14 protein-coding genes and 2 pseudogenes are annotated in these 18,354 nt (G+C 65.2%); 9 read left to right on the top strand and 7 right to left on the bottom strand.

The window, feature by feature from the left end:
• A pseudogene (locus FV220_RS26190) lies at nt 1–172 on the bottom strand (oxalate/formate MFS antiporter); the annotation flags it as partial.
• Between the two features lie 581 nt (nt 173–753).
• Here FV220_RS26190 and FV220_RS18450 point away from each other — a divergent pair.
• From FV220_RS18450 to FV220_RS25590, 4 genes are all read left to right on the top strand, one after another.
• Nucleotides 754–1,176: a CBS domain-containing protein gene (locus tag FV220_RS18450; protein ID WP_056148520.1), complete on the top strand. Its 423-nt coding sequence runs from the start codon at nt 754–756 to the stop codon at nt 1,174–1,176.
• 446 nt (nt 1,177–1,622) lie between these two features.
• Nucleotides 1,623–1,778, top strand: a complete 156-nt coding sequence (locus tag FV220_RS26185; protein ID WP_244474580.1) for a hypothetical protein — start codon at nt 1,623–1,625, stop codon at nt 1,776–1,778.
• Between the two features lie 74 nt (nt 1,779–1,852).
• Complete coding sequence (locus FV220_RS18440; RefSeq protein ID WP_147832814.1) at nt 1,853–3,679, top strand: hypothetical protein; 1,827 nt, start codon at nt 1,853–1,855, stop codon at nt 3,677–3,679.
• A gap of 194 nt (nt 3,680–3,873) precedes the next feature.
• Nucleotides 3,874–4,035 (top strand): hypothetical protein, encoded by a 162-nt coding sequence (locus tag FV220_RS25590; protein ID WP_187273456.1) that lies wholly within the window; start codon nt 3,874–3,876, stop codon nt 4,033–4,035.
• Nucleotides 4,036–4,167: 132 nt separating this feature from the next.
• On the opposite strand, the gene frc is transcribed toward FV220_RS25590, so the two are convergent.
• Complete coding sequence (frc, locus tag FV220_RS18435) at nt 4,168–5,442, bottom strand: formyl-CoA transferase (RefSeq protein WP_056162005.1); 1,275 nt, start codon at nt 5,440–5,442, stop codon at nt 4,168–4,170.
• A gap of 91 nt (nt 5,443–5,533) precedes the next feature.
• Nucleotides 5,534–7,273: an oxalyl-CoA decarboxylase gene (oxc, locus tag FV220_RS18430; RefSeq protein ID WP_147832813.1), complete on the bottom strand. Its 1,740-nt coding sequence runs from the start codon at nt 7,271–7,273 to the stop codon at nt 5,534–5,536.
• Between the two features lie 659 nt (nt 7,274–7,932).
• On the opposite strand from oxc, the gene FV220_RS18425 reads away from it, so the two are divergent.
• Both FV220_RS18425 and lexA read left to right on the top strand, forming a co-directional pair.
• On the top strand, nt 7,933–8,625 hold the full coding sequence (locus FV220_RS18425; protein WP_026176100.1) for a GntR family transcriptional regulator: 693 nt from the start codon (nt 7,933–7,935) through the stop codon (nt 8,623–8,625).
• 416 nt (nt 8,626–9,041) lie between these two features.
• Nucleotides 9,042–9,779, top strand: a complete 738-nt coding sequence (gene lexA, locus FV220_RS18420; RefSeq protein WP_056148504.1) for a transcriptional repressor LexA — start codon at nt 9,042–9,044, stop codon at nt 9,777–9,779.
• Here the strand turns inward: lexA and FV220_RS18415 are convergent.
• A pseudogene (locus FV220_RS18415) lies at nt 9,773–11,167 on the bottom strand (ComEC/Rec2 family competence protein); the annotation flags it as partial. The gene lexA and the pseudogene FV220_RS18415 sit on opposite strands and share 7 nt — an antisense overlap.
• A gap of 63 nt (nt 11,168–11,230) precedes the next feature.
• Here FV220_RS18415 and FV220_RS18410 point away from each other — a divergent pair.
• On the top strand, nt 11,231–12,970 hold the full coding sequence (locus FV220_RS18410) for a recombinase family protein (RefSeq protein WP_147708305.1): 1,740 nt from the start codon (nt 11,231–11,233) through the stop codon (nt 12,968–12,970).
• Nucleotides 12,971–13,084: 114 nt separating this feature from the next.
• On the opposite strand, the gene FV220_RS18405 is transcribed toward FV220_RS18410, so the two are convergent.
• From FV220_RS18405 to FV220_RS18395, 3 genes are all read right to left on the bottom strand, one after another.
• Complete coding sequence (locus tag FV220_RS18405; protein WP_147708304.1) at nt 13,085–13,618, bottom strand: hypothetical protein; 534 nt, start codon at nt 13,616–13,618, stop codon at nt 13,085–13,087.
• The gene (locus FV220_RS18400) at nt 13,615–15,258 is read right to left on the bottom strand and encodes an anti-phage dCTP deaminase (protein WP_147708303.1); all 1,644 of its coding nucleotides are present in this window, start codon (nt 15,256–15,258) and stop codon (nt 13,615–13,617) included. The genes FV220_RS18405 and FV220_RS18400 overlap by 4 nt, the downstream gene beginning before the upstream one ends.
• Nucleotides 15,259–15,737: 479 nt before the next feature.
• A complete protein-coding gene (locus FV220_RS18395; protein WP_147708302.1) occupies nt 15,738–16,478 on the bottom strand; it encodes a DNA-binding protein in 741 nt (246 codons plus the stop codon).
• Nucleotides 16,479–16,854: 376 nt separating this feature from the next.
• On the opposite strand from FV220_RS18395, the gene FV220_RS18390 reads away from it, so the two are divergent.
• Nucleotides 16,855–17,700 (top strand): metallophosphoesterase, encoded by an 846-nt coding sequence (locus FV220_RS18390; RefSeq protein ID WP_147708301.1) that lies wholly within the window; start codon nt 16,855–16,857, stop codon nt 17,698–17,700.
• The gene (locus tag FV220_RS18385) at nt 17,697–18,044 is read left to right on the top strand and encodes a hypothetical protein (protein ID WP_147708300.1); all 348 of its coding nucleotides are present in this window, start codon (nt 17,697–17,699) and stop codon (nt 18,042–18,044) included. Before FV220_RS18390 ends, FV220_RS18385 begins: the two co-directional genes overlap by 4 nt.
• Nucleotides 18,045–18,354 lie beyond the last annotated feature (310 nt).

Raw genomic sequence — 18,354 nt, 5'->3', positions numbered from 1 at the left:
CCCACTGGATCGCCGCCCGGTCGAAGCCGAACTTCTTCTGGATGTCGGGGACGAAGAACGTCCAGCCGTATTGCAGGTTGGCGATCATCACCATGCAGATCACGCCGATCACCAGCTGACCCCAGCGGTATCCATCGGATACTCGCCCGGTCGTTGTTTCCGCCCTCGTCATCGCGTCCTCCACGTTGTTCTATTGTGCATCATTCGAGGCATTGGAGCCGGTTGACCGGCATCCGATCCAAGAGAAAGCCGGCCATTGGCGCTGCCGACATTCTGGTATGTGGAATACCAGCCTCTCTCGGACGTGTCGGCTCGTCAAGAGCGAGATACAGAAAAATCGATTCCGCAACGCAGCAAACAGGGATTATTTTCAAGATGTCATCAAATCGAACAAAGTTCGATGTGAGCCATGCAATAGAAACAACACTAATGGTCGAACACCAATTCGCCATGCTCGTTCGTGCATATTACGTTACACGCGAACGGAAACCGCCCGGATCTCAAATCTGAGACAGGCAGACACGTCATTAGCTGGAAACGACGATCCGTGCGGTGGGTCAGTCCGTACGCCTGGATCCTGCCCCTGGGGATTCCCCACGCCACGGTCATCAGGCGACACCCATCGGTGGAATCGAGGGTGGCGCTCTTCCCGGTCCAGGCACCGGCACCATAGTTCTATTTCTTCCGTTGACAATAGGTATTCTGCATACCAGAGTCTTCCTCCAACAAGCGATCCCTGAGGGAGGCGACGCCATGGAAGCCAGCCAGTGGACCGGCAATGGCGCGGCCCGACTCCAGTATATCCGCATGGATCGGTCGGCGAGGGACGCATTGCGGTTGCTGCGCAGTCCTGGAGTCGAGGCCCTCGTCGTGATCGACGGTGATCGTCCGACAGATGGAGCCATCATCGGGATCGTCACCGAGCGTGAGATCTTCCGCGCCATGGCGGCGCGCGGTCTCGAAGCGCTGGACAACCTCGTTTGGATGCTGGCGAAAGAGGATTTCACCTCCGTCGACGTAGGAATGTCCCGTGCCGACAGGCTGAAGCAGTTCTGCGCCCACAAAACCGATCATCTCGCGGTGACGGATGGTTTCGTCCTCACAGAGGTCCAGAGCATCTGGAACTGCGTCGATGAGATGTCCGCAGGCGGTGGACCGGCCGAGGCCGGAGCATGAACGCGTATTCAGTGCCGGGATCGTAACCAACCCACAATTGTAGCCCCTGGTGCCGCAGACTAGGTTATGCGCAATCGATCTTCGCATTGTAGTATTGCAGCGCAAAACAAACGTATCGCAACCGCAGGACAAGATATCCTGCGCATGATCATTGACCCACACCCGTTTTGCATTCAAAATTTATCCAAGGTGCCCAGGCATTTCGGCCTTCGGACGAGGCGCGATTCAGACTGGGTATCGAGGCAGGGAGACGCTACGGGATCGTGCCGGTCGGCAACAGACCGGCCCTGCGCATCTCGTGGACAACAGGGTTAGCAGCGATGCGTTACTTGGCCATTCTTGAATGTCCCGTCATCTTCGGTGGTGAATCTCCCAATGGGATGACCAGCATGGACATGTGTCCCTCGGCTGGCATCACACGCGGTCTTATCAGCCGACATGTTAAAGTGATCGATTCCAGGGTCATCGCCGTCTGTATCTGGCAGAGCGAGTTCTGCGCCAAGCTGTTCTTCGACGCGGATTGGTACGAGAAGGCGGGAGTCCTCTGGGGGGACCGCTATCAGCTGCGTCTCGAGGCCATTGACGAGGCAGCTGTCGCGTAAGTTCAGGCGAGCTGGATTTCTTGACGACGACGCCCGGCCGCCAGCGAAGGTGCTGAATCTCGGAGCGGTCGGTGATGTCCATCCCGGAGAGCAGAATCGCGGATCTGGCTGAGCCAAGGCCACGGGAAGAATACGGCCCTTGGAATCCGGGTCTCGAATCGAACCTGCCCAGGGCGTTCCTCGCCCTGGAGACGATCTACCGGCCCGACAATGTCGAGACCACCCTCGCGGACGCTCGCGAGATGATGGACGTTAGCGGGCTTCCGCTGATGCAACTGGTCCGGTTCCGGGCAGAGCGCCTCGTCGTCCACGAAGTTCTCATCCGTGTCATGGCCGACCTGTCGGTTCCGGTCGGCCGGACCTATGGCGATCTCGGAGTGAATTTCCGCGCCATGGTCGGCACCATCCTGCGCGACGGAATCGCGTCCCATGAGGATGAGATCTCCGACCTGCTCGACCGCGTTCGAAGCGATGCGACGCAGATCCTCGAGCGGGAACTCTCCGCGATGTTCCTGTCGAAAGGTCCGGAGAAACCGGTCAGGACACGGGCGTCCTTGTGGCAGACGATCCTCGGCTCGTCCGGACATGCAGGGTGCCGGGGGGAAACTCTCACACCGGAGCAGTCTGCACTCCTGCATCTCGACGCATGGCAAGCCCGATGTGCGGCAGCGCCTGAACCCATCGAGGCGGCGGCCTGCACGGCATTGCGTCAGGTGGTGACGAGTATCGTCAGCCGGCGCGGTTTCCTTATCCGCGACAAGGCACTTCTCTCACGTCTCGCCTGCACGCTCGTTTCGAACCAGCATGGCAGCACGCGGATCGGACAGCTGATCGAGCCATGGGTTCGCGATGTCGTCGCCAGCCAAAGCTACCATGTGTTGAAGGCCCAGATCCGGCCGGTAGTCATGAACGTCAAGGGTGCCTCGGCATCGGGCAAGAGCACGATCCGGCCCTATCAGCGGGCGCTTGCCGGGCGGCTCGGGCTCGATGAATCGGATTTCGCGGTGATCACGCCCGACGTCTGGCGCAAGTTCCTGCTCGATTACGACAGCCTCGGCCCGGCCCGGCGCTATGCCGGGACCCTGACAGGGCGAGAGGTCGAAATCATCGATCGCAAGCTCGACCGGCATATGGCGGTGAAGGCCGCCGAAGGCCGCATCTCGCATCTCCTCATCGACCGGTTTCGTTTCGACAGCTTCACCGTCGATGCCGGCGCCGAGAGCGGCAGCCAGCTCCTCACCCGCTTCGGTCACAGCGTCTACATGCAGTTCATGATCACGCCGCCGGAGGCGACGGTGGAGCGGGCTTGGAAGCGCGGCGAGCAGTTCGGCCGCTACAAGGCGGTGGAGGATCTGCTCGCCCACAATGTCGAAGCCTATACCGGCATGCCGCGCCTGTTTTTCACCTGGGCGCTGAGAACGGACAAGCAGGTCCATTTCGAGTTCCTCGACAACAGCGTGCCGGAGGGTGAGCGGCCGAGAACGGTTGCCTTCGGCATCAACGGCGCGATGACCATCCTCGACCTGAAATTCATTTTCGATATCGATAGGTACCGCAAGATCGATGTCTCCGCGCGGTCGGCCGACGAGGTCTATGCCGCCGCCGGCTCGATGGAAGCTCAACAGAACATGAGCTTCCTGCGCGATTGCGTTCGCCGGATGACGACGATCCGATTCGCCGATCACGGAACGGGGCGGGTCTATGCGCGGCTCGAAAGCAGCCGCCTGTCCCATCTCTCCGCGGACGCCGTCTCACGCGCGGCCGAGGACCCTGACCTGCACGCGGCCTTGGCCCTTATGGGCGTAGCGGACCAGTGTCCGGCCATCGCGGAACCAAGAGAATGGCTTCGACCGGAGGACACCCACACGCTGGGCCGATGGGGCGACGCGGCCAGGTCCTGACTGTCGGCCGGCGAATGCCTCTCAGTCCCGCGATCACATGAGAAAGTGCCTTTCGCGGATGCGCCCGACGCCGGCTCCCGGCGGCAACCAACTTCAGCATGCGTCTGAGACATGCCTGGTCGAAGGAATGTGATATATCAGTTTGCGCCGCACCATGGCATCACGATGTTGCAACGCGCCATCGGGAGCCCACCATGCTCGTCACCATCTTCGCCGCCGTTCTCTGCATGATCGCTCTTCAGGTCGTTCTCGTGGTGAAAGCCGCCGATCTCCTGTCGGTGCGCCCTGACAAGACCGGTTCCGAGAGCCGCGATTATGTGGGCGGTTCGGCCGGACGCTTCACCGGCATTGCCTGATCGACTGCCCCTGAACGAAAGAGCGCGGCATCGGACCCGAGGCCGACACCGCGCTGAGTCGGGAGGAGTTTCACGTCGTGCACGCGAGTCGGGATGTTGAGACAATCGGCTCGCGCTTCGTTCAGGAGCGGATCATTCGGCGGCGATCCTCTGGACTGCGCCGATCGCCCCTGATTCCGAGATCTTGAGCCGGTCGTTCTCGGAATAGCCGAGGACGTCGCGCAGGATCTCGTCGGTATGCTCGCCCAGTAAGGGCGAGCGCTTGACCTCGACCTGACTCGCCGAAAGTCGGATCGGGTTTCCCACGGTCAAGTATTTCCCGCGCTCCGGATGGTCGACCTCGACCACCGTGCCGGACTTCCGCAGCGACTCGTCCTCCGCGATCTCCTTCATCGAAAGGATCGGGCCGCAGGGGACGTGCAGCGCGTTAAGCGTTTCCATCGCCTCGAACTTGGTCTTCGACATCGTCCAGGCTTCGACCCGCGTGAAGATTTCGTTCAGATGCGGCAGGCGCGCTTTCGGCGTCGCGTAATCGGGATGGGTCTTCCAGGTCGGCTCGCCGATGACGTCGCAGATCGGCTCCCAGACCGCGCCTTGTGCGATGAAGTAAATGTAGGCGTTGGGATCGGTCTCCCATCCCTTGCACTTCAGGATGCGACCCGGCTGGCCGCCACCGGAATCGTTACCCGCGCGCGGCACGGAATCGCCGAAACCGATCCCCTCCCCGTACTGGCTGTATTCCTCGAGCGGCCCGCGCTCCAGCCGCTGCTGGTCGCGCAGCTTGACCCGGCAGAGGTTGAGGACGCCATCCTGCATGGCGCAATCGACCTTCTGTCCAAGGCCCGAATGGGTCCGCTGGTAAAGCGCCGTGACGATGCCGAGGGCCAGATGAAGGCCGGTGCCGGAATCTCCGATCTGAGCGCCGGACACCATCGGGATATCGGTGCGGAACCCCGTGGTGGAGGCCGCACCTCCCACGCATTGGGCGACGTTCTCGTAGACCTTACAATTCTCGTAAGCACCCGGTCCGAACCCCTTGACCGAGGCGAGGATCATGCGGGGGTTGGCTTGGTGGATCGCCTCCCAAGTCAGACCCATCCGGGCGAGAGCGCCGGGCGCGAAGTTCTCCACGAGAACATCGCACTCCTTCACCAGACGCCACATCACCTCGATCCCCTTGGGGTTCTTGGTGTCGAGGGTGATCGACCGCTTGTTGTGGTTCAGCATCGTGAAATAGAGGCTGTCCACATCGGGAATGTCCTGAAGCTGCTGGCGTGTCGCGTCGCCAACGCCCGGACGCTCGACCTTGATCACGTCCGCGCCGAACCAGGCCAGGAGCTGGGTACAGGTCGGGCCGGATTGGACATGGGTGAAGTCGAGGATCTTCACGCCTTCGAGGGCATTCATAGGACTCTTCCGCGTTGAAGGGCGTTCGGCGGATATGGGCGCCGGCCGCTCCTGCATCGCTGACGCGGGAGCGGCCGGACGGACCGACGGCCTACTTCTTCTTTTTCACTGCGCTTTGCGGGTTGAGGCTGCCGATATTGCCGCTCTCGGTGCCGGCCTGGGGGTCGATCACTGCGTTGATGAGCGTCGGGCGACCCGAATCCATGGCTGCGTTGACGGCCTGGGAGAGCTCGTCCGGCGTCGTCGCGTTGGCGCCCACGCCGCCGAAGGCCTCCATCATTTTATCGTAACGGGAATCCCGGACGAAGACCGTCGTTCCCGGATCGCGGCCGGTCGGGTCCGTATCGGTGCCGCGATAGATGCCGTTGTTGTTGAACACGACGATGCAGACCGGCAGGTTGTAACGGCAGATGGTCTCCACCTCCATGCCGGAGAAGCCGAAGGCGCTGTCGCCCTCGACGGCGAGGACGGGCTTGCCCGTTTCCACGGCGGCGGCGATGGCGAAGCCCATGCCGATCCCCATGATGCCCCAGGTGCCGACATCGAGACGCTTGCGCGGCTGGTACATGTCGATGATGCCACGCGCCAGATCGAGGGTGTTGGCGCCCTCGTTGACCAGGATCGCGTCGGGCCGCTCGGCGATGATGGTCTTCAGTGCGCCGAGCGCGCCGTGGAAGTCCATCGGCGTCGAGTTCTTGCGCAGCTTCGACGCCATTTTGCCGAGGTTCTCCTCCTTCTTGGCGGAGATGGCATCGGTCCAGGATGTCGGCGGGGCCTGCCAGTCTCCCTTCATGCCGTCGAGGAGCGCTGAGACGCAGGAGCCGATATCACCGACGATGGGGGCCACGATCTCGACATTGGAGTCCATCTCTTTCGGCTCGATGTCGATCTGGATGAACTTCTTGGAGCCGGGGGCGCCCCAGGTCTTGCCCTTGCCGTGGGAGAGCAGCCAGTTGAGGCGCGCGCCCACCAGCAGGACGACGTCGGCCTCCTTGAGGACGAGCGAACGGGCGGCACCCGCCGATTGCGGATGGGTGTCGGGCAGGAGGCCCTTGGCCATGCTCATGGGCACGTAGGGGATGCCACTGGTTTCCACGAGAGCCCGGACCTCGTCATCGGCCTGCGCATAAGCCGCGCCCTTGCCGAGAACGATGAGGGGGCGTTTGGCGCTCTTCAGGACATCGAGTGCGCGCTTGATCGCGGAGGGGGCCGGCAGCTGGGCCGGGGCCGCATCGATGACCTTGACCAGGGATTTGGCGCCGGCCTCGGCCTCCATCACCTGGCTGAACAGTTTGGCGGGCAGATCGAGATAGACACCGCCGGGTCGGCCGGACACAGCCGCACGGATGGCACGGGCGACGGCGATGCCGATATCGGCGGCATGAAGCACGCGGAAGGCCGCTTTGCAGAGGGGCTTGGCGATGGCGAGCTGGTCCATCTCTTCGTAATCGCCCTGCTGCAGGTCGACGATCTCGCGCTCGGACGAGCCGGAGATGAGGATCATCGGGAAGCAATTGGTGGTGGCGTTGGCGAGCGCCGTCAGACCGTTGAGGAAGCCGGGGGCCGAAACCGTGAGGCAGATGCCGGGCTTCTTCGTGAGGAAGCCCGCGATGGCGGCCGCATTGCCGGCATGCTGCTCATGGCGGAAGGAGATGACACGCATGCCCGCAGCCTGGGCGAGACGACCGAGATCGGTGATCGGAATACCGGGCACACCGTAGATCGTATGAATATCGTTGAGCTTCAACGCATCGATGACGAGATGAAAGCCATCGGTGAGCTCAGGCTCCGCCGAAACGTCGACATCGATTCTCTGGGCCAAAGCGGACATCGTGTTCTCTCCCTGGTTCTTTGCTGTTTTGTTATGATTTGTGACCCGCTGGGCAGGCGAGCCGATGAGGTGACGTCCCCATCGTGGGGCGGCGGGGGCGTCCACGGCCGCACGTCTCGGCGAACCCGTATTTTTCTTAAGTCAGACCGAAAAAATTATGACCTCCTCAAGCAAACAGTTCATGCTTATCTTGAAGACCGTCCCTAAACCTCTCGACCGAAGGGCTACGGAACGTAATGCGTTATAGTGCGTGTCCCTACGTCGACAGCGTGCTAGGATGCCACCGCCAATCCGCCGAAGCCTCATCACGATCGCGCTCAGGCCGCCTTACAGTCGGAGCACCCTCCGCATCTCTCGACAATTGGTGGCATACCAAATACCAACTGTCAAACGATTTTGCATGATCTTGCCGGTTTGGTCGGGCTTCAGCGAATTCGCGGCACTGAAACGAACGAGACGATGGCGAGTGCGGCATCGACGCGGCTCCAACGACCGAATGCATGTCCTCCGGATTGCTAGGACAAGAGATGCCACTATTCTTGTGTTGAAGGATTTCTTTGCCCCGAAGCGTTCCTTGTATTTCGAACGCGGGTTTGGCATGCTTCACACCAAGTGTGCTCGATCCTGTGTGCGAGTTGAAATCATTCTAGGTGTCGAAAATGGTTAAGACGGATACGTTTCAAGTAAAGCCCATCGTTGCGACTTCGAGCTTGCGTGCATTGGCCTACGACGCGCTCAAGGAAGCAATCACGAATATGAACATCTATAATCAGCGCGAGGAGGTGAGGCTCGACGAGAGGAAGCTGTCTCTCAACCTGGGAGTGAGCCGCACCCCGGTGCGCGAAGCGCTGACGGTACTCGAGCAGGAAGGTTTCGTACGGTTCGAGGCCCGGCGCGGCGTCTTCGTGATCAAGAAGTCGAAGAAGGAGATCGTCAGCATGATCCAGGCCTGGTCGGCCCTGGAGAGCATGGCCGCTCGCCTCGCGTGCGAGCGAGCCACAGACGAGCAGTTACACTGCCTGCGCGAGCATTTCCCGGAATTTTACGAGGGTCGTCCGTCGGATCATCTCGACGAGTATTCGGAAGCCAATATCCGCTTCCACCAGAAGATCATTTCGCTGGGCCAGTGCGACGTCATCAAGGACATCACCAGCAATCTGCTCATGCACGTTCGCGGCATCCGCAACACGGCCATGCGTCAGGGCGACCGTGCCGCCAACTCGATCAAGGAACACGTGGCGATCATCAAGGCGCTCGAGGCGCGCGACGCGGAACTTGCCGAACGCCTGGTGCGTGAGCACGGCCTCGGGCTCGCCAGCCATGTGGAGAAGTACGGCGACTATCTCGACTGAGCGGCATCGTCGCCGGTTTCCGGTCGCTGCGACCGCCAATGTCGGCGAACGAGACGAAACAGCCGGCTTCGGTCGGATCGAAGCGTCTGTATCGGCTCGCCGATCCGTCGCAGTGATCGAAACGAATCCCCGATTCTCCGGCGAAGCCATCGACCGGTGGCACCGTCGCTATTGAACCACCACGCCGAGGCGATCGGCCCTCGCGGTGGGATGTCGTCGGGATGGAGCGGACTTGCGAGGCGCGAACCGCCAGCCGGGCTCCGGCGCCGGGATGCCGGCGAATGTCCGCCCAGGAACAAACTCTACCACCGCGTTAACGGAACCCTTGCAGAACACTTCCAGAACGTCTACCGTGTTCGTGTTTTGTTTCAGCGGCGTTAGTCGCGGCCATTGGCTTCAGTGGAAGAGTGATCTGTATGTTGACGCGTAAGCAGCTGGATCTTCTCCAATTCATTCAGCAACGGATGCAGGGGAGTGGTGTCCCGCCCTCGTTCGACGAGATGAAGGATGCGCTCGATCTCAAGTCGAAATCGGGTATACACCGGCTGATCACGGCCCTCGAAGAGCGCGGGTTCCTGCGGCGCCTGCCGAATAGGGCCAGGGCGATCGAGGTGATCCGGATGCCCGAAAGCCTGACCGGCGCCCCCGCGCCGAAGCCGGCTCCCGCCGGCGAAGTCCGCCGCTTTACGCCCAGCGTCGTCGAGGGCGGACGGTCCAAGGCGACGCCATCCATGCGCCCGCCTACGACCCAGGCTCAGGACGAGAGCGGACGGGCCATCACCATCCCGGTCATGGGTCGGATCGCGGCCGGTACGCCGATCTCGGCGATCCAGAACCAAAGTCACTCGGTCACGCTGTCTCCCGACTTCCTATCGGGGGGCGAGCATTATGCCCTCGAGGTGCGCGGCGATTCGATGATCGAAGCGGGTATTCTCGACGGCGATCTGGTGGTGATCAAGAAGCAGGACACCGCGAATACGGGAGACATCATCGTGGCCCTCATCGACGATGAGGAAGCCACTCTGAAACGCCTGCGTCGTCGCGGTTCCTCCATCGCCCTGGAGGCCGCCAACCCCGCCTATGAGACGAGGGTGCTGGGTCCCGACCGTGTACAGATCCAGGGTCGCCTGGTCAGCCTCGTCCGCCGCTACTGAGGCCGGTCCGAGGGTGTGTCCGGCAATGGATCGCCTTCGTCGATCTCGGGATCCTGTAGTTTCGCGGTCTCGGCCGGTGTCGAGGGCACAGGCGAGGCCTCGGCCATGACCCGCCGCCACGGAGGCCGGACGTTCGGCGAGCGTGCCGATGTCGCGACAGGACCGTCCGGCCCGAAGCGAACTGCTGTCGCCCCCCGCTCCGCCAGGAACGCCCGATCGACGATGAGGCCGGCGCGGCATCCTTTGGGAGCGTCGCGGCGGGCTATGATGATGCTTGCCCTCTCACAATCCTCGGTAAAGGCTCGCTTGTCCTTGACGAGCGCCACGATGCGCCGTGTCTCCGTCCCTGCGGTGCAGCCGACCGCATCGCAACGGCCTTTCGTGGAGACGGATACGGCACCGGCCTTCCGAGAATCGCCGTCCGCCTTGAGCCATTGTTCGAGGACGAAGGCGGGCGGGTTTCCGAGGATTGCGAGCCGGCCGTCTGGGTCGCGCAGGGCCGCGCCCCCACCCTCCCGGTCGATATAGAGGTCGTAGCGAGGTGGCGTGGCGGCGAGCGCGATGCCGAGGGCGGCCGGAGCGAGGCCGATCCAGCGCAGCCCCGACACGGGGAGCGTCAGCAGGAGCAGGGCGAGGGCCAGCAGGCAGAGGGCCGTGCTGCCATAGGCCGGCACGACGAGGGTGGCGTGGCCAAACCCGCTGATCCACCCGGAGATCGTGAGCATCCCCCGTACCGCGAGCCCCATCGCCCACCAGACCGGCTGATCGAGGGCAAAGGGATAGGCGAGGATTCCGAGCACCGCCGCCGGCATCACCGCCAGAGATACGAGGGGCAAGGTCAGCGCGTTGCCGACGATGCCGAACGGCTGGACGGTCTGGAAATGATAGGTCGCGAACGGCGCCGTCGCGATCTGGGCGACCATGGTCGTCGCCAAGGTGCCGAGGACCGCGACGGTGAGGAACCGCCATGCGCGGGCCAAGAGACTGGCGCCTTCGCGTGGCGGCATCCAACGATTGAGCGTGCCCGCGCAGGCGATGAGGCCGGCCACCGCGCCGAAGGACATTTGGAAGCTCGGGCCGAGTAGCCCGTCGGGCTCGCGCGCGAGGGCGATCAGCGCGGCCAGGGCGAGGTTGCGCATGCTGAGCGCGGGACGATCTACGAGGATCGCGCCCAGCATCACGAGGGTCATGATGAGCGATCGCTCGGCGGCGATGTCCCAGCCCGAGAAGACGCAATAGGCGGTGACGCCGACCATGGCGAAACCGGCGGCGATCTTCTTGATCGGCCAGATGAGGGCGAGGCCCGGGACGAGGGCGAGGAGCGCGCGAACGAGCCAGAACACCACTCCGGCGGCGAGTACCATGTGGAGCCCGGAAATCGAGACGACGATTGGCAGGGTTGGCCGGCAACGTGTTATGGGGGGCCATCACGTCAGAAAGCCTGGACTTCGATGGGTCTACCCTCCGGCCTTCCCGCCGCACCCCCACCGGCGATCGCCTATTCCTACCTGCGCCTGAGCTCGAAACGCCAGGTCAGCAAGGGCGACGGCGAACGTTACCGCGACGGCTTCCAAAGGCAGATCGAGCTGCGCGACGCGTACCTCGCCGAGAACCCGCATCTCACGCTCGACACCCGCTTCAACCTGCATGACATCGGGGTCTCGGCCTACACCCGCGCGAACATCGCCGAGGGCGGCACGGGCAAGCTCAGGCTGTTCGTCAACGAGGTCGAGGCCGGCAGGATCGCCGCGGGGAGCTATCTCCTCGTGGAGTCCCTCGATCGCGTCTCGCGGGCCGAGATCAACATCGCGCAGGAACTCCTCCTGCGGCTGGTCAACAACGGGATCATCGTCAGGTCGATCATCGACAGGCAGACCTACCACGCCCGGTCCGACCCGATGCAGTTCATCATCTCGATCGTCTACCTGATGCGGGCTCACGACGAGTCGTTGATGAAGGCCGCGCGGCTGAGGGAGACCTGGGTCCGGAAACGGGCGAACATCGGCAAGCGCAAGCTCACCGCGAGGATCCCGTCGTGGCTTGAGGTCGACGGCGACGGCTTCAGGCCGCATGGGCATCGGAAGCGGATCGTCGAGCGGATCTTCTCCGAGCTCGCCGACGGGCAGGGGCGCGATGCGATCGCCCGGGGGCTCAACAGGGACGGGGAGCCGACCTGGGGCAAGGGCCGCGCATGGCACGGGGGCGTGATCCAGAAGATCACCGACACCCGGGCCGTCCTCGGCGAGTTCCGGCCCCACAGGTTGGAGTTCAGCATCAGGAACGGCATCAAGGTCGGCAAGCGCATCCCCGCCGGCGACGTGATCCCGGACTACTATCCGGCGGTGATCGACGAGGAGCTGTGGGACCGGGCCCGGCGCGTGGCCGACGCGCGTCGGCTGGGCACCACGCCGAACGCCGGCGGCCGGCAGGGCACGCGCATCTCGAACCTCTTCGGGATGGTGGCCGAGTGCGCGATGTGCGGCAAACCGATGAACTACCGCGACCGGGGACCCCGGTCGACGATCGTGCTCATCTGCTCGACGAGCCGGGCGGGCACCTGTGCGAACGACGTCCGCATCCCCTACCTGGAGACCGAGGACGCCGTGCTGACCTGGTTCGTGCAGGTCGACCTTTCCAAGGCCGACGCCGGCGAGATGCAGCGCCTGGAGCAATCGTTGCGGGATGCCATCGCCCGCCGGGACGGCCTCCAGGCCGAGGCCGAGACCCTGATGCGGGCCTTCGGTCGCGGCGACCGGTTCGCCGAGCCCGCGATCGACAGGATCCGCGGCGAGGTCGCCACCATCGAGAAGGGGATCTCGGAGACGTCCGCGACGCTGCTCACGCTGAGGGAGGCCGGCGGTTCGGACGGCAGGGAGCCCGCCATCGCCCTCATGCTGGACCTCGACCGCGCGAACGCGCCCGACGAGGAACGCTACGCTGCGCGCATCCGCGTCCGGCAGATGCTGCGCGACACCGTGACGTCGATGCGATGCCGGCAGGACGGGCACGTCGACATCGTGGCCATCGACGGATCGATGCACCGGTTCCGGGACGGGTACTGGCTGCACGAAGGCAGGTGGCACCCTTCCGGCCCCGGCCTGTTCGGTTTCTCGCGCAAGGTCTCGAAGAAGGTGGAGGCACGTCGGCGGGCATGGCTGGAAGCGGCCGTGGCCGCCTATGAGGATCCCTGACGGGTCCGGCCACCCGGGAGGTCGCGGGCGGCCCATGGTCCCAAGACGGGACCGTGGGCCGTGCCGCCTCGCCGGACCGCAGCGTGTCGGGGAAGGCCGCCGCGGCCTTGGGGATCAGCTGGAAAGGCCGGGGACCCCTTCCAGGGTCTCGACACGCCAGTGGACCGGTCGGCCGGCCTCCGAGTGGCGCAGGGCCTCGTCGAGGACCTCCACGTCCGTGCGCCCGTGAAGGAGCACGGCGAGACAGGTCGCGTTCCGGTCCGACGGCCGCGCGAACGTCGTCAGGACGTCCATCGCCATGCCACGCACCCGCCAGCGTCCGCCCTGGTCGCTCGGGGGCCTCAGGTCGATGTGCCTGTGGACGTAGTGGGAGCACGTGTTCTCGAACAGGCTGAACGCCCTCTGGCGGCTGAGGGCGTTCAGGTCGAAGTAGGGATAGGCCCGCGCATCGAGCACGACGGCCGGCTTGGCCTGACTGAAGACGCGGGCGAAAACCTCCCCGTGCAGGTCCGCCATCGGAAAGCAGATCACGCGCTGGACGGGGCGGAAATCGAAGAGGGACAGCTGCTCCTGATGCGCCCGCGACGCGACGGCGGGGGCCTCGTCACGGGCCGTCCCGGCCACGAGACGAAGGTGCGGATGGCTCATGCTGGGCGAATCCCGAGGTCCCGTTCGAGGTCGGTATAGCGTAGCTTGAAGAGGTCGGACGGGCCACCCCAGTCCGGTTCGCCCATGGCGAAATTCCCGGTCACCTTGTCCTTGTAGTCACGGTCCTTGAGGAACACCCTCGCGTACATCCGGGGCGCGACGCCGACGAAGGGCCTGAAGAGAACCTTCGGCCGGGGCTTCGCGGCCTCGCGCGGCGCCGCTCGCTCGCGCGGGGATTCATGCCGGAAACGGGACGGAGGTTCCCAATCCTCCGACACGGTGGTGATCGCGTCGCAATGCAGGTCGAGCGCCCGGCTCTTCGGGTAGGGCTCGATGTACTGGACCTCGTCGATCCCCGCCGAGACGATATGCCGGGCGCAGTAATGGCAGGGGAACGCGCTGACGAAGAGCCGCGTGCCGCGCGGCGAGACGCCCGTCCGGGCGGCGGAGAGGATCGCATCCATCTCGGCGTGGACGGCACGGCTGAACTCGATCAGGCCGCCGAGCCGCGTGCGCCGGAGCTCGGCGACGACCACGGACCTCTCCCGGCCCGCGAGCAGCATGGGGTACGCCACGAGCAACGCGTCGATGATGGCGTTCTGTTCCCGGTTGCTGCTGCAGTACCGGTCCGGCCTGAAGGCGCATCGCTCGTCGTCCCCGGGCTCGAAGGCCTCGCCGTAGACCCCTCCCCCGGCCTTCGGCACCTCGTTCGTCCCGGTCGCGACGACGTTGCCCTGCGCGTCGACCAGGGCCGCGCCGACCTGGCGCGAGAGGCACGCGCTCTTGAGCTGCGCCGAATGGGCCTGATGCATCGCCGTCTCGGCGACGTTCGGCCGGATGACCTCGCTCAGGGTCAGGAGCCGGACCAGGCGTCGGAGCGGCTCGTTCATGGCCGTGTTGTTCGGGTCGTCCTCGGCGTCCTTGGAATTGTCGACGAAGAAATCCGCCTCGTGGAACGTGTCCACGACGTGCTGGCCGTGCTTCTCGGGGGCGTCGGCATCGCGGTCCATGAAGGCGGAGATCGCCGCCTTCGTGGCCTGCGTCTGGCGATCGTCGAGGCTGTAGAGCTCCGTCCGCAGCCTCCGGCTTCGCTTCTCCGGGTCGCACACGACGCCGACGAGCGTGAACGCGTCCTGATAGAGACGGCGGAGGAGGTGCGCTTCCGCCGGGTGCCGCAGGGAGTCGATGATGTAGGCTCGGGGCCTGCCGTCGAGCTCGCCCTCCGGCTGGCCGCTCGCCTTGGCGCGGACCGCCCTGATCTCGCCGACCACGGCCCTTGCCACGGCCGCGTTGTCACGCGTGGCCAGGCGCATGGCATCGCCGTGGTCCTGCATGTCGACGATGCCTTCGAGGGTCTTGCGCGCCCCGTCGCCGGCGATCGCACGCCCCTCGGCGCGCCCCCACGCCTTTATGGCCGAGCTCGCCTTCACGACATGGACCTCGTGGCGGGAGGCGCCCGCCTCCTCCAGGAACTGCTTGATGATCTTCGCCGCCCGTCCGGCCCCGGCCCCGACGGGCCCGACCACGGCGATGAACAGCTCGTTTCCCCGCGACCGTCTCAGGACTTCCTGACTGGTCTCACCGGCGTGCCCGAGCTTCGCGGCCGCGGCCGGGCGAGCGACAACGACACCATCGACCATCTTGACCCGCCTCGCCGCCACCGAATTCGACCGGCACCGAAGGCGCTCGATGCAACCATACGTTCGGAGCCCATCGCCGATATACGCTTCCTCGACGAACGTACATGTCCCGAGGTGGACGGCGACAAACGACCTGTTGACCATGAAACGCGCAGGGGCGGGCAAGGCGGTCGCTCGATGAGGGCGGCAGGACCGACCGAAGCATCCGCATGCCGGCTCCGTCCGAACGAGGCGGCAAGCATCATCCCTAGGTTTCCCCGCGGGCGATCCCGCCGAGATGGCGGGGTTCGCGCCGACAGGCTTCACCTAAGCATCTCCCGTGCTCGCCAAGCACGTTCAGCTTCTCGCAACGCGTCTCCACTTCGGGCGGCCCGCGATGGGGAAGCGCATTCCGACACACGCGTTACGGCAGCCTTGCGAGAGCGCCAGGCAGTCGGGATTTCCCTCTCGACGGGAGCGCTGGATGGCCATGCCCGAGCCTAGGTCTCGCCGTGGCCGATCGCTGCGAGACCGCGAGCCTCGCGCTGATAGGTCAGGTCGTAGTTCCGGACGAAGAACTTCCCGTGATGCACACGCACGTCCATCTTCTTGCGTAGCGTTTCCACGTCGAGAGGTTCGCGATGGAGCCGCGCCCCCCGGCGCGTCGATTGCCGCAGCCTCGGAAGGATCTCCTCGACCGTCATGACCCCGCGCGGGGGGATGAGCGCGAAGACCTCGCGCATCACGCGGTCCCAGAACTCCTCCGCCCGGATGTGGTCGAGGCGCCTGCGCACGCGCTCGACCTCCGCCACGAGCTTCGCGTTCTCGTCGCGTAGCCGGACGACCTCCTCCTCCCGGAGCCTACCGGTCGCCTCGTTCCTTTCCAACCTGGCGCCCGCCTCCCGCAGCAGCCCGTCGGTGGCGACCCGCTCAGCCTCCGCCAGCCTGTGCCGATCGGCGAGCCGGGCCGTCGCCTCGACCATCGCCGACGCCCAGACCCTCTCGGCGAACTCGATCAGCCCCGCCTGCATCGCCTCCGGCAACAGCTTGAGGTCGAGCCGCGGCTTGTACGCGTTCGCCGCCTTCCAATCCCGCACGTGCAGCATGACCGCCCCACGGGCCATGGCTCGAAAGGGGGGCTTGCCCGTCATGTCGTCGATGACCGCCTGGACGCTCACGTCGTCCCTGCCCTTCGAGCCGAGCCGGTCGCAGACCTTCCAGACCCTCTCCCGCGGCGTCATCGCGAACCCCTCCGAACCGAAGGATAGATTGGACGGACCTTGGTTAAGCACCCCCTGAAAATCCGGGGAACGGGAACGGGGAACGTTCCTCGTTCCCGTTCCCCACGGAGTCGCCGTCCACGCACCGCCGGGGGATTCCCGTTAACCAACGGTCAACCATGTTCCGAGCGGCCGGCTTGACCCCAGGCCCTCCCCCGCCCACCTGGGCTCCCATGACGAACGCGTTTGCCCGCACCCGAATGAAAGCCCCGCAGGCCGCATAACGGCCTGCGCCCGACGGCGCGCGCACCAGGCCCGATGGGCCGACCGAGGGTGAAAACCCCGGGCATCGTCATCACCACGGCCTCGAAAACCGTGGGCATCGGAGGGCCGCGACATGCGCCTCTGGACCCTTTCCGACCTACACCAGGAACGCGCGACCAACGCCTGGGACCCGGCGGCGCACGCGCCGGCCGGGGGCTTCGACGTGGTCGTCATCGCCGGCGACGTGCACGTCCCGCTCGTGCGCTCGCTCGAATGGATCGCCGAACGTTTCCTCGGGGTCCCGGTCGTGTACGTGCCGGGCAACCACGACTTCTGGTGGGACCGTGGCGAGGACCGATACACCCTTTCCGACCAGGTCTCGCGCGGGCGGGCGGCCGCCGATCGCCTCGGTGTCCACCTGCTGATGGATGCCGCCGTCACGATCGGCGACATCCACTTCGTCGGGTCGACCCTGTGGACCGATTTCCGCCTCGGCGCCTTCGGCCTGCTCCACGGCCTGCGGTCGGCCGGCGGGCGCGAGGGCATGAACGATTATCGCCGGATCCGCACCGGGCCGACCTCCCGGCACCGCATCCAGCCCGAGGACGTGCTGCGCCTGCACCGCGCGAGCCGGCCCTTCGTCCAAGGTGCGATCCGGCCGGCGCCGGAGCGCACCGTCGTCGTCTCGCACCATGCGCCGAGCCGACGGAGCCTGCCCCCGCAGCCGGACCTGGCGTGGTGCTACGCCAGCGACCTCGAAGACGTCATCGAGGCGTCCCGCCCGACCCTCTGGATCCATGGGCATGTCCACCGGCACGCCGATTACGAGCTGTTCGATACCCGCATCGTCTGCAACGCCCGGGGCCATACCGACGAGGAGGCGGGCTTCATTTCCGACCTCGTCGTCGAGGTCCCCCGACCGCGGCACGATGCGGCATCCCTCACGCCCTCGACCGAAAAGGAAGGATCCGACCGATGATCAGCGTCCACGACGACCTCCATCTCGCGGTGGAATTCATCAACAGGGCCGCAGTCCTTCGCGACGAGCTGGGCATCGCGGCTTACCGCAAGGCCATGCACCAGGCCCTCGTCGCCCTCGGCGACACCGTGATCGCGGAGGCGGAGCGCATGGCCGGAACCTCCGCCCGTGCCAGGGCCCCGAGCGGCGTCGTGGTGCCGTTCGGCAGGACGTCGCGGGCGGTCCGACGCCAGGGGGACACGCCCGATACGGACGGGTCCAAACGACGGTCGGGCCCAGACGGATCCTTCCACCCGGCCGCCATGACGGGCCCGGACCCACTCAGCAGTCGGGCGGTCGCGTAAGGTCTTCCGATCCGCCTCGACTTGGCTTCGTCCCCGTTATCCACCGAAGTTCTTAAAACTACCCGTCTCTGCACTTTCGTCTTGACGCGGATTACTTCGATCTCGTAGTATCTACCTATCGCCGATCAGGCGACCTACGCTCCCGCCGTCGGCCGGAGCCCATCCCGCCCTCGGAGCTGATGCTCGGGCGGACCCGCCCCCAGAGGCACACCATGACCCTTCGCCCCCACGCGCCGAAACGCGCGCCCCGGCCTGTCCCCAGGCCGGCCCGGTCCGTCGGCATCGCCGCCCGGCCGCGCCCTCCCCGCAC

Source organism: Methylobacterium sp. WL19 (assembly GCF_008040005.1).
In the GTDB taxonomy this organism is placed as follows: domain Bacteria; phylum Pseudomonadota; class Alphaproteobacteria; order Rhizobiales; family Beijerinckiaceae; genus Methylobacterium; species Methylobacterium bullatum.
The sequence above is the reverse complement of the archived record's forward strand: the minus strand, read 5'-3'. Positions and strand labels throughout refer to the sequence as shown.

What these genes read in the sequence shown, in the direction of transcription:
- FV220_RS18450 (WP_056148520.1), top strand. Translation starts at nt 754, where the DNA reads ATGGAAGCCAGCCAGTGGACCGGCAATGGCGCGGCCCGACTCCAGTAT.
- FV220_RS18440 (WP_147832814.1), top strand. Translation starts at nt 1,853, where the DNA reads ATGTCCATCCCGGAGAGCAGAATCGCGGATCTGGCTGAGCCAAGGCCA.
- FV220_RS25590 (WP_187273456.1), top strand. Translation starts at nt 3,874, where the DNA reads ATGCTCGTCACCATCTTCGCCGCCGTTCTCTGCATGATCGCTCTTCAG.
- frc (WP_056162005.1), bottom strand. Translation starts at nt 5,442, where the DNA reads ATGAATGCCCTCGAAGGCGTGAAGATCCTCGACTTCACCCATGTCCAA.
- oxc (WP_147832813.1), bottom strand. Translation starts at nt 7,273, where the DNA reads ATGTCCGCTTTGGCCCAGAGAATCGATGTCGACGTTTCGGCGGAGCCT.
- FV220_RS18425 (WP_026176100.1), top strand. Translation starts at nt 7,933, where the DNA reads ATGGTTAAGACGGATACGTTTCAAGTAAAGCCCATCGTTGCGACTTCG.
- lexA (WP_056148504.1), top strand. Translation starts at nt 9,042, where the DNA reads ATGTTGACGCGTAAGCAGCTGGATCTTCTCCAATTCATTCAGCAACGG.
- FV220_RS18410 (WP_147708305.1), top strand. Translation starts at nt 11,231, where the DNA reads ATGGGTCTACCCTCCGGCCTTCCCGCCGCACCCCCACCGGCGATCGCC.
- FV220_RS18405 (WP_147708304.1), bottom strand. Translation starts at nt 13,618, where the DNA reads ATGAGCCATCCGCACCTTCGTCTCGTGGCCGGGACGGCCCGTGACGAG.
- FV220_RS18400 (WP_147708303.1), bottom strand. Translation starts at nt 15,258, where the DNA reads ATGGTCGATGGTGTCGTTGTCGCTCGCCCGGCCGCGGCCGCGAAGCTC.
- FV220_RS18395 (WP_147708302.1), bottom strand. Translation starts at nt 16,478, where the DNA reads ATGACGCCGCGGGAGAGGGTCTGGAAGGTCTGCGACCGGCTCGGCTCG.
- FV220_RS18390 (WP_147708301.1), top strand. Translation starts at nt 16,855, where the DNA reads ATGCGCCTCTGGACCCTTTCCGACCTACACCAGGAACGCGCGACCAAC.
- FV220_RS18385 (WP_147708300.1), top strand. Translation starts at nt 17,697, where the DNA reads ATGATCAGCGTCCACGACGACCTCCATCTCGCGGTGGAATTCATCAAC.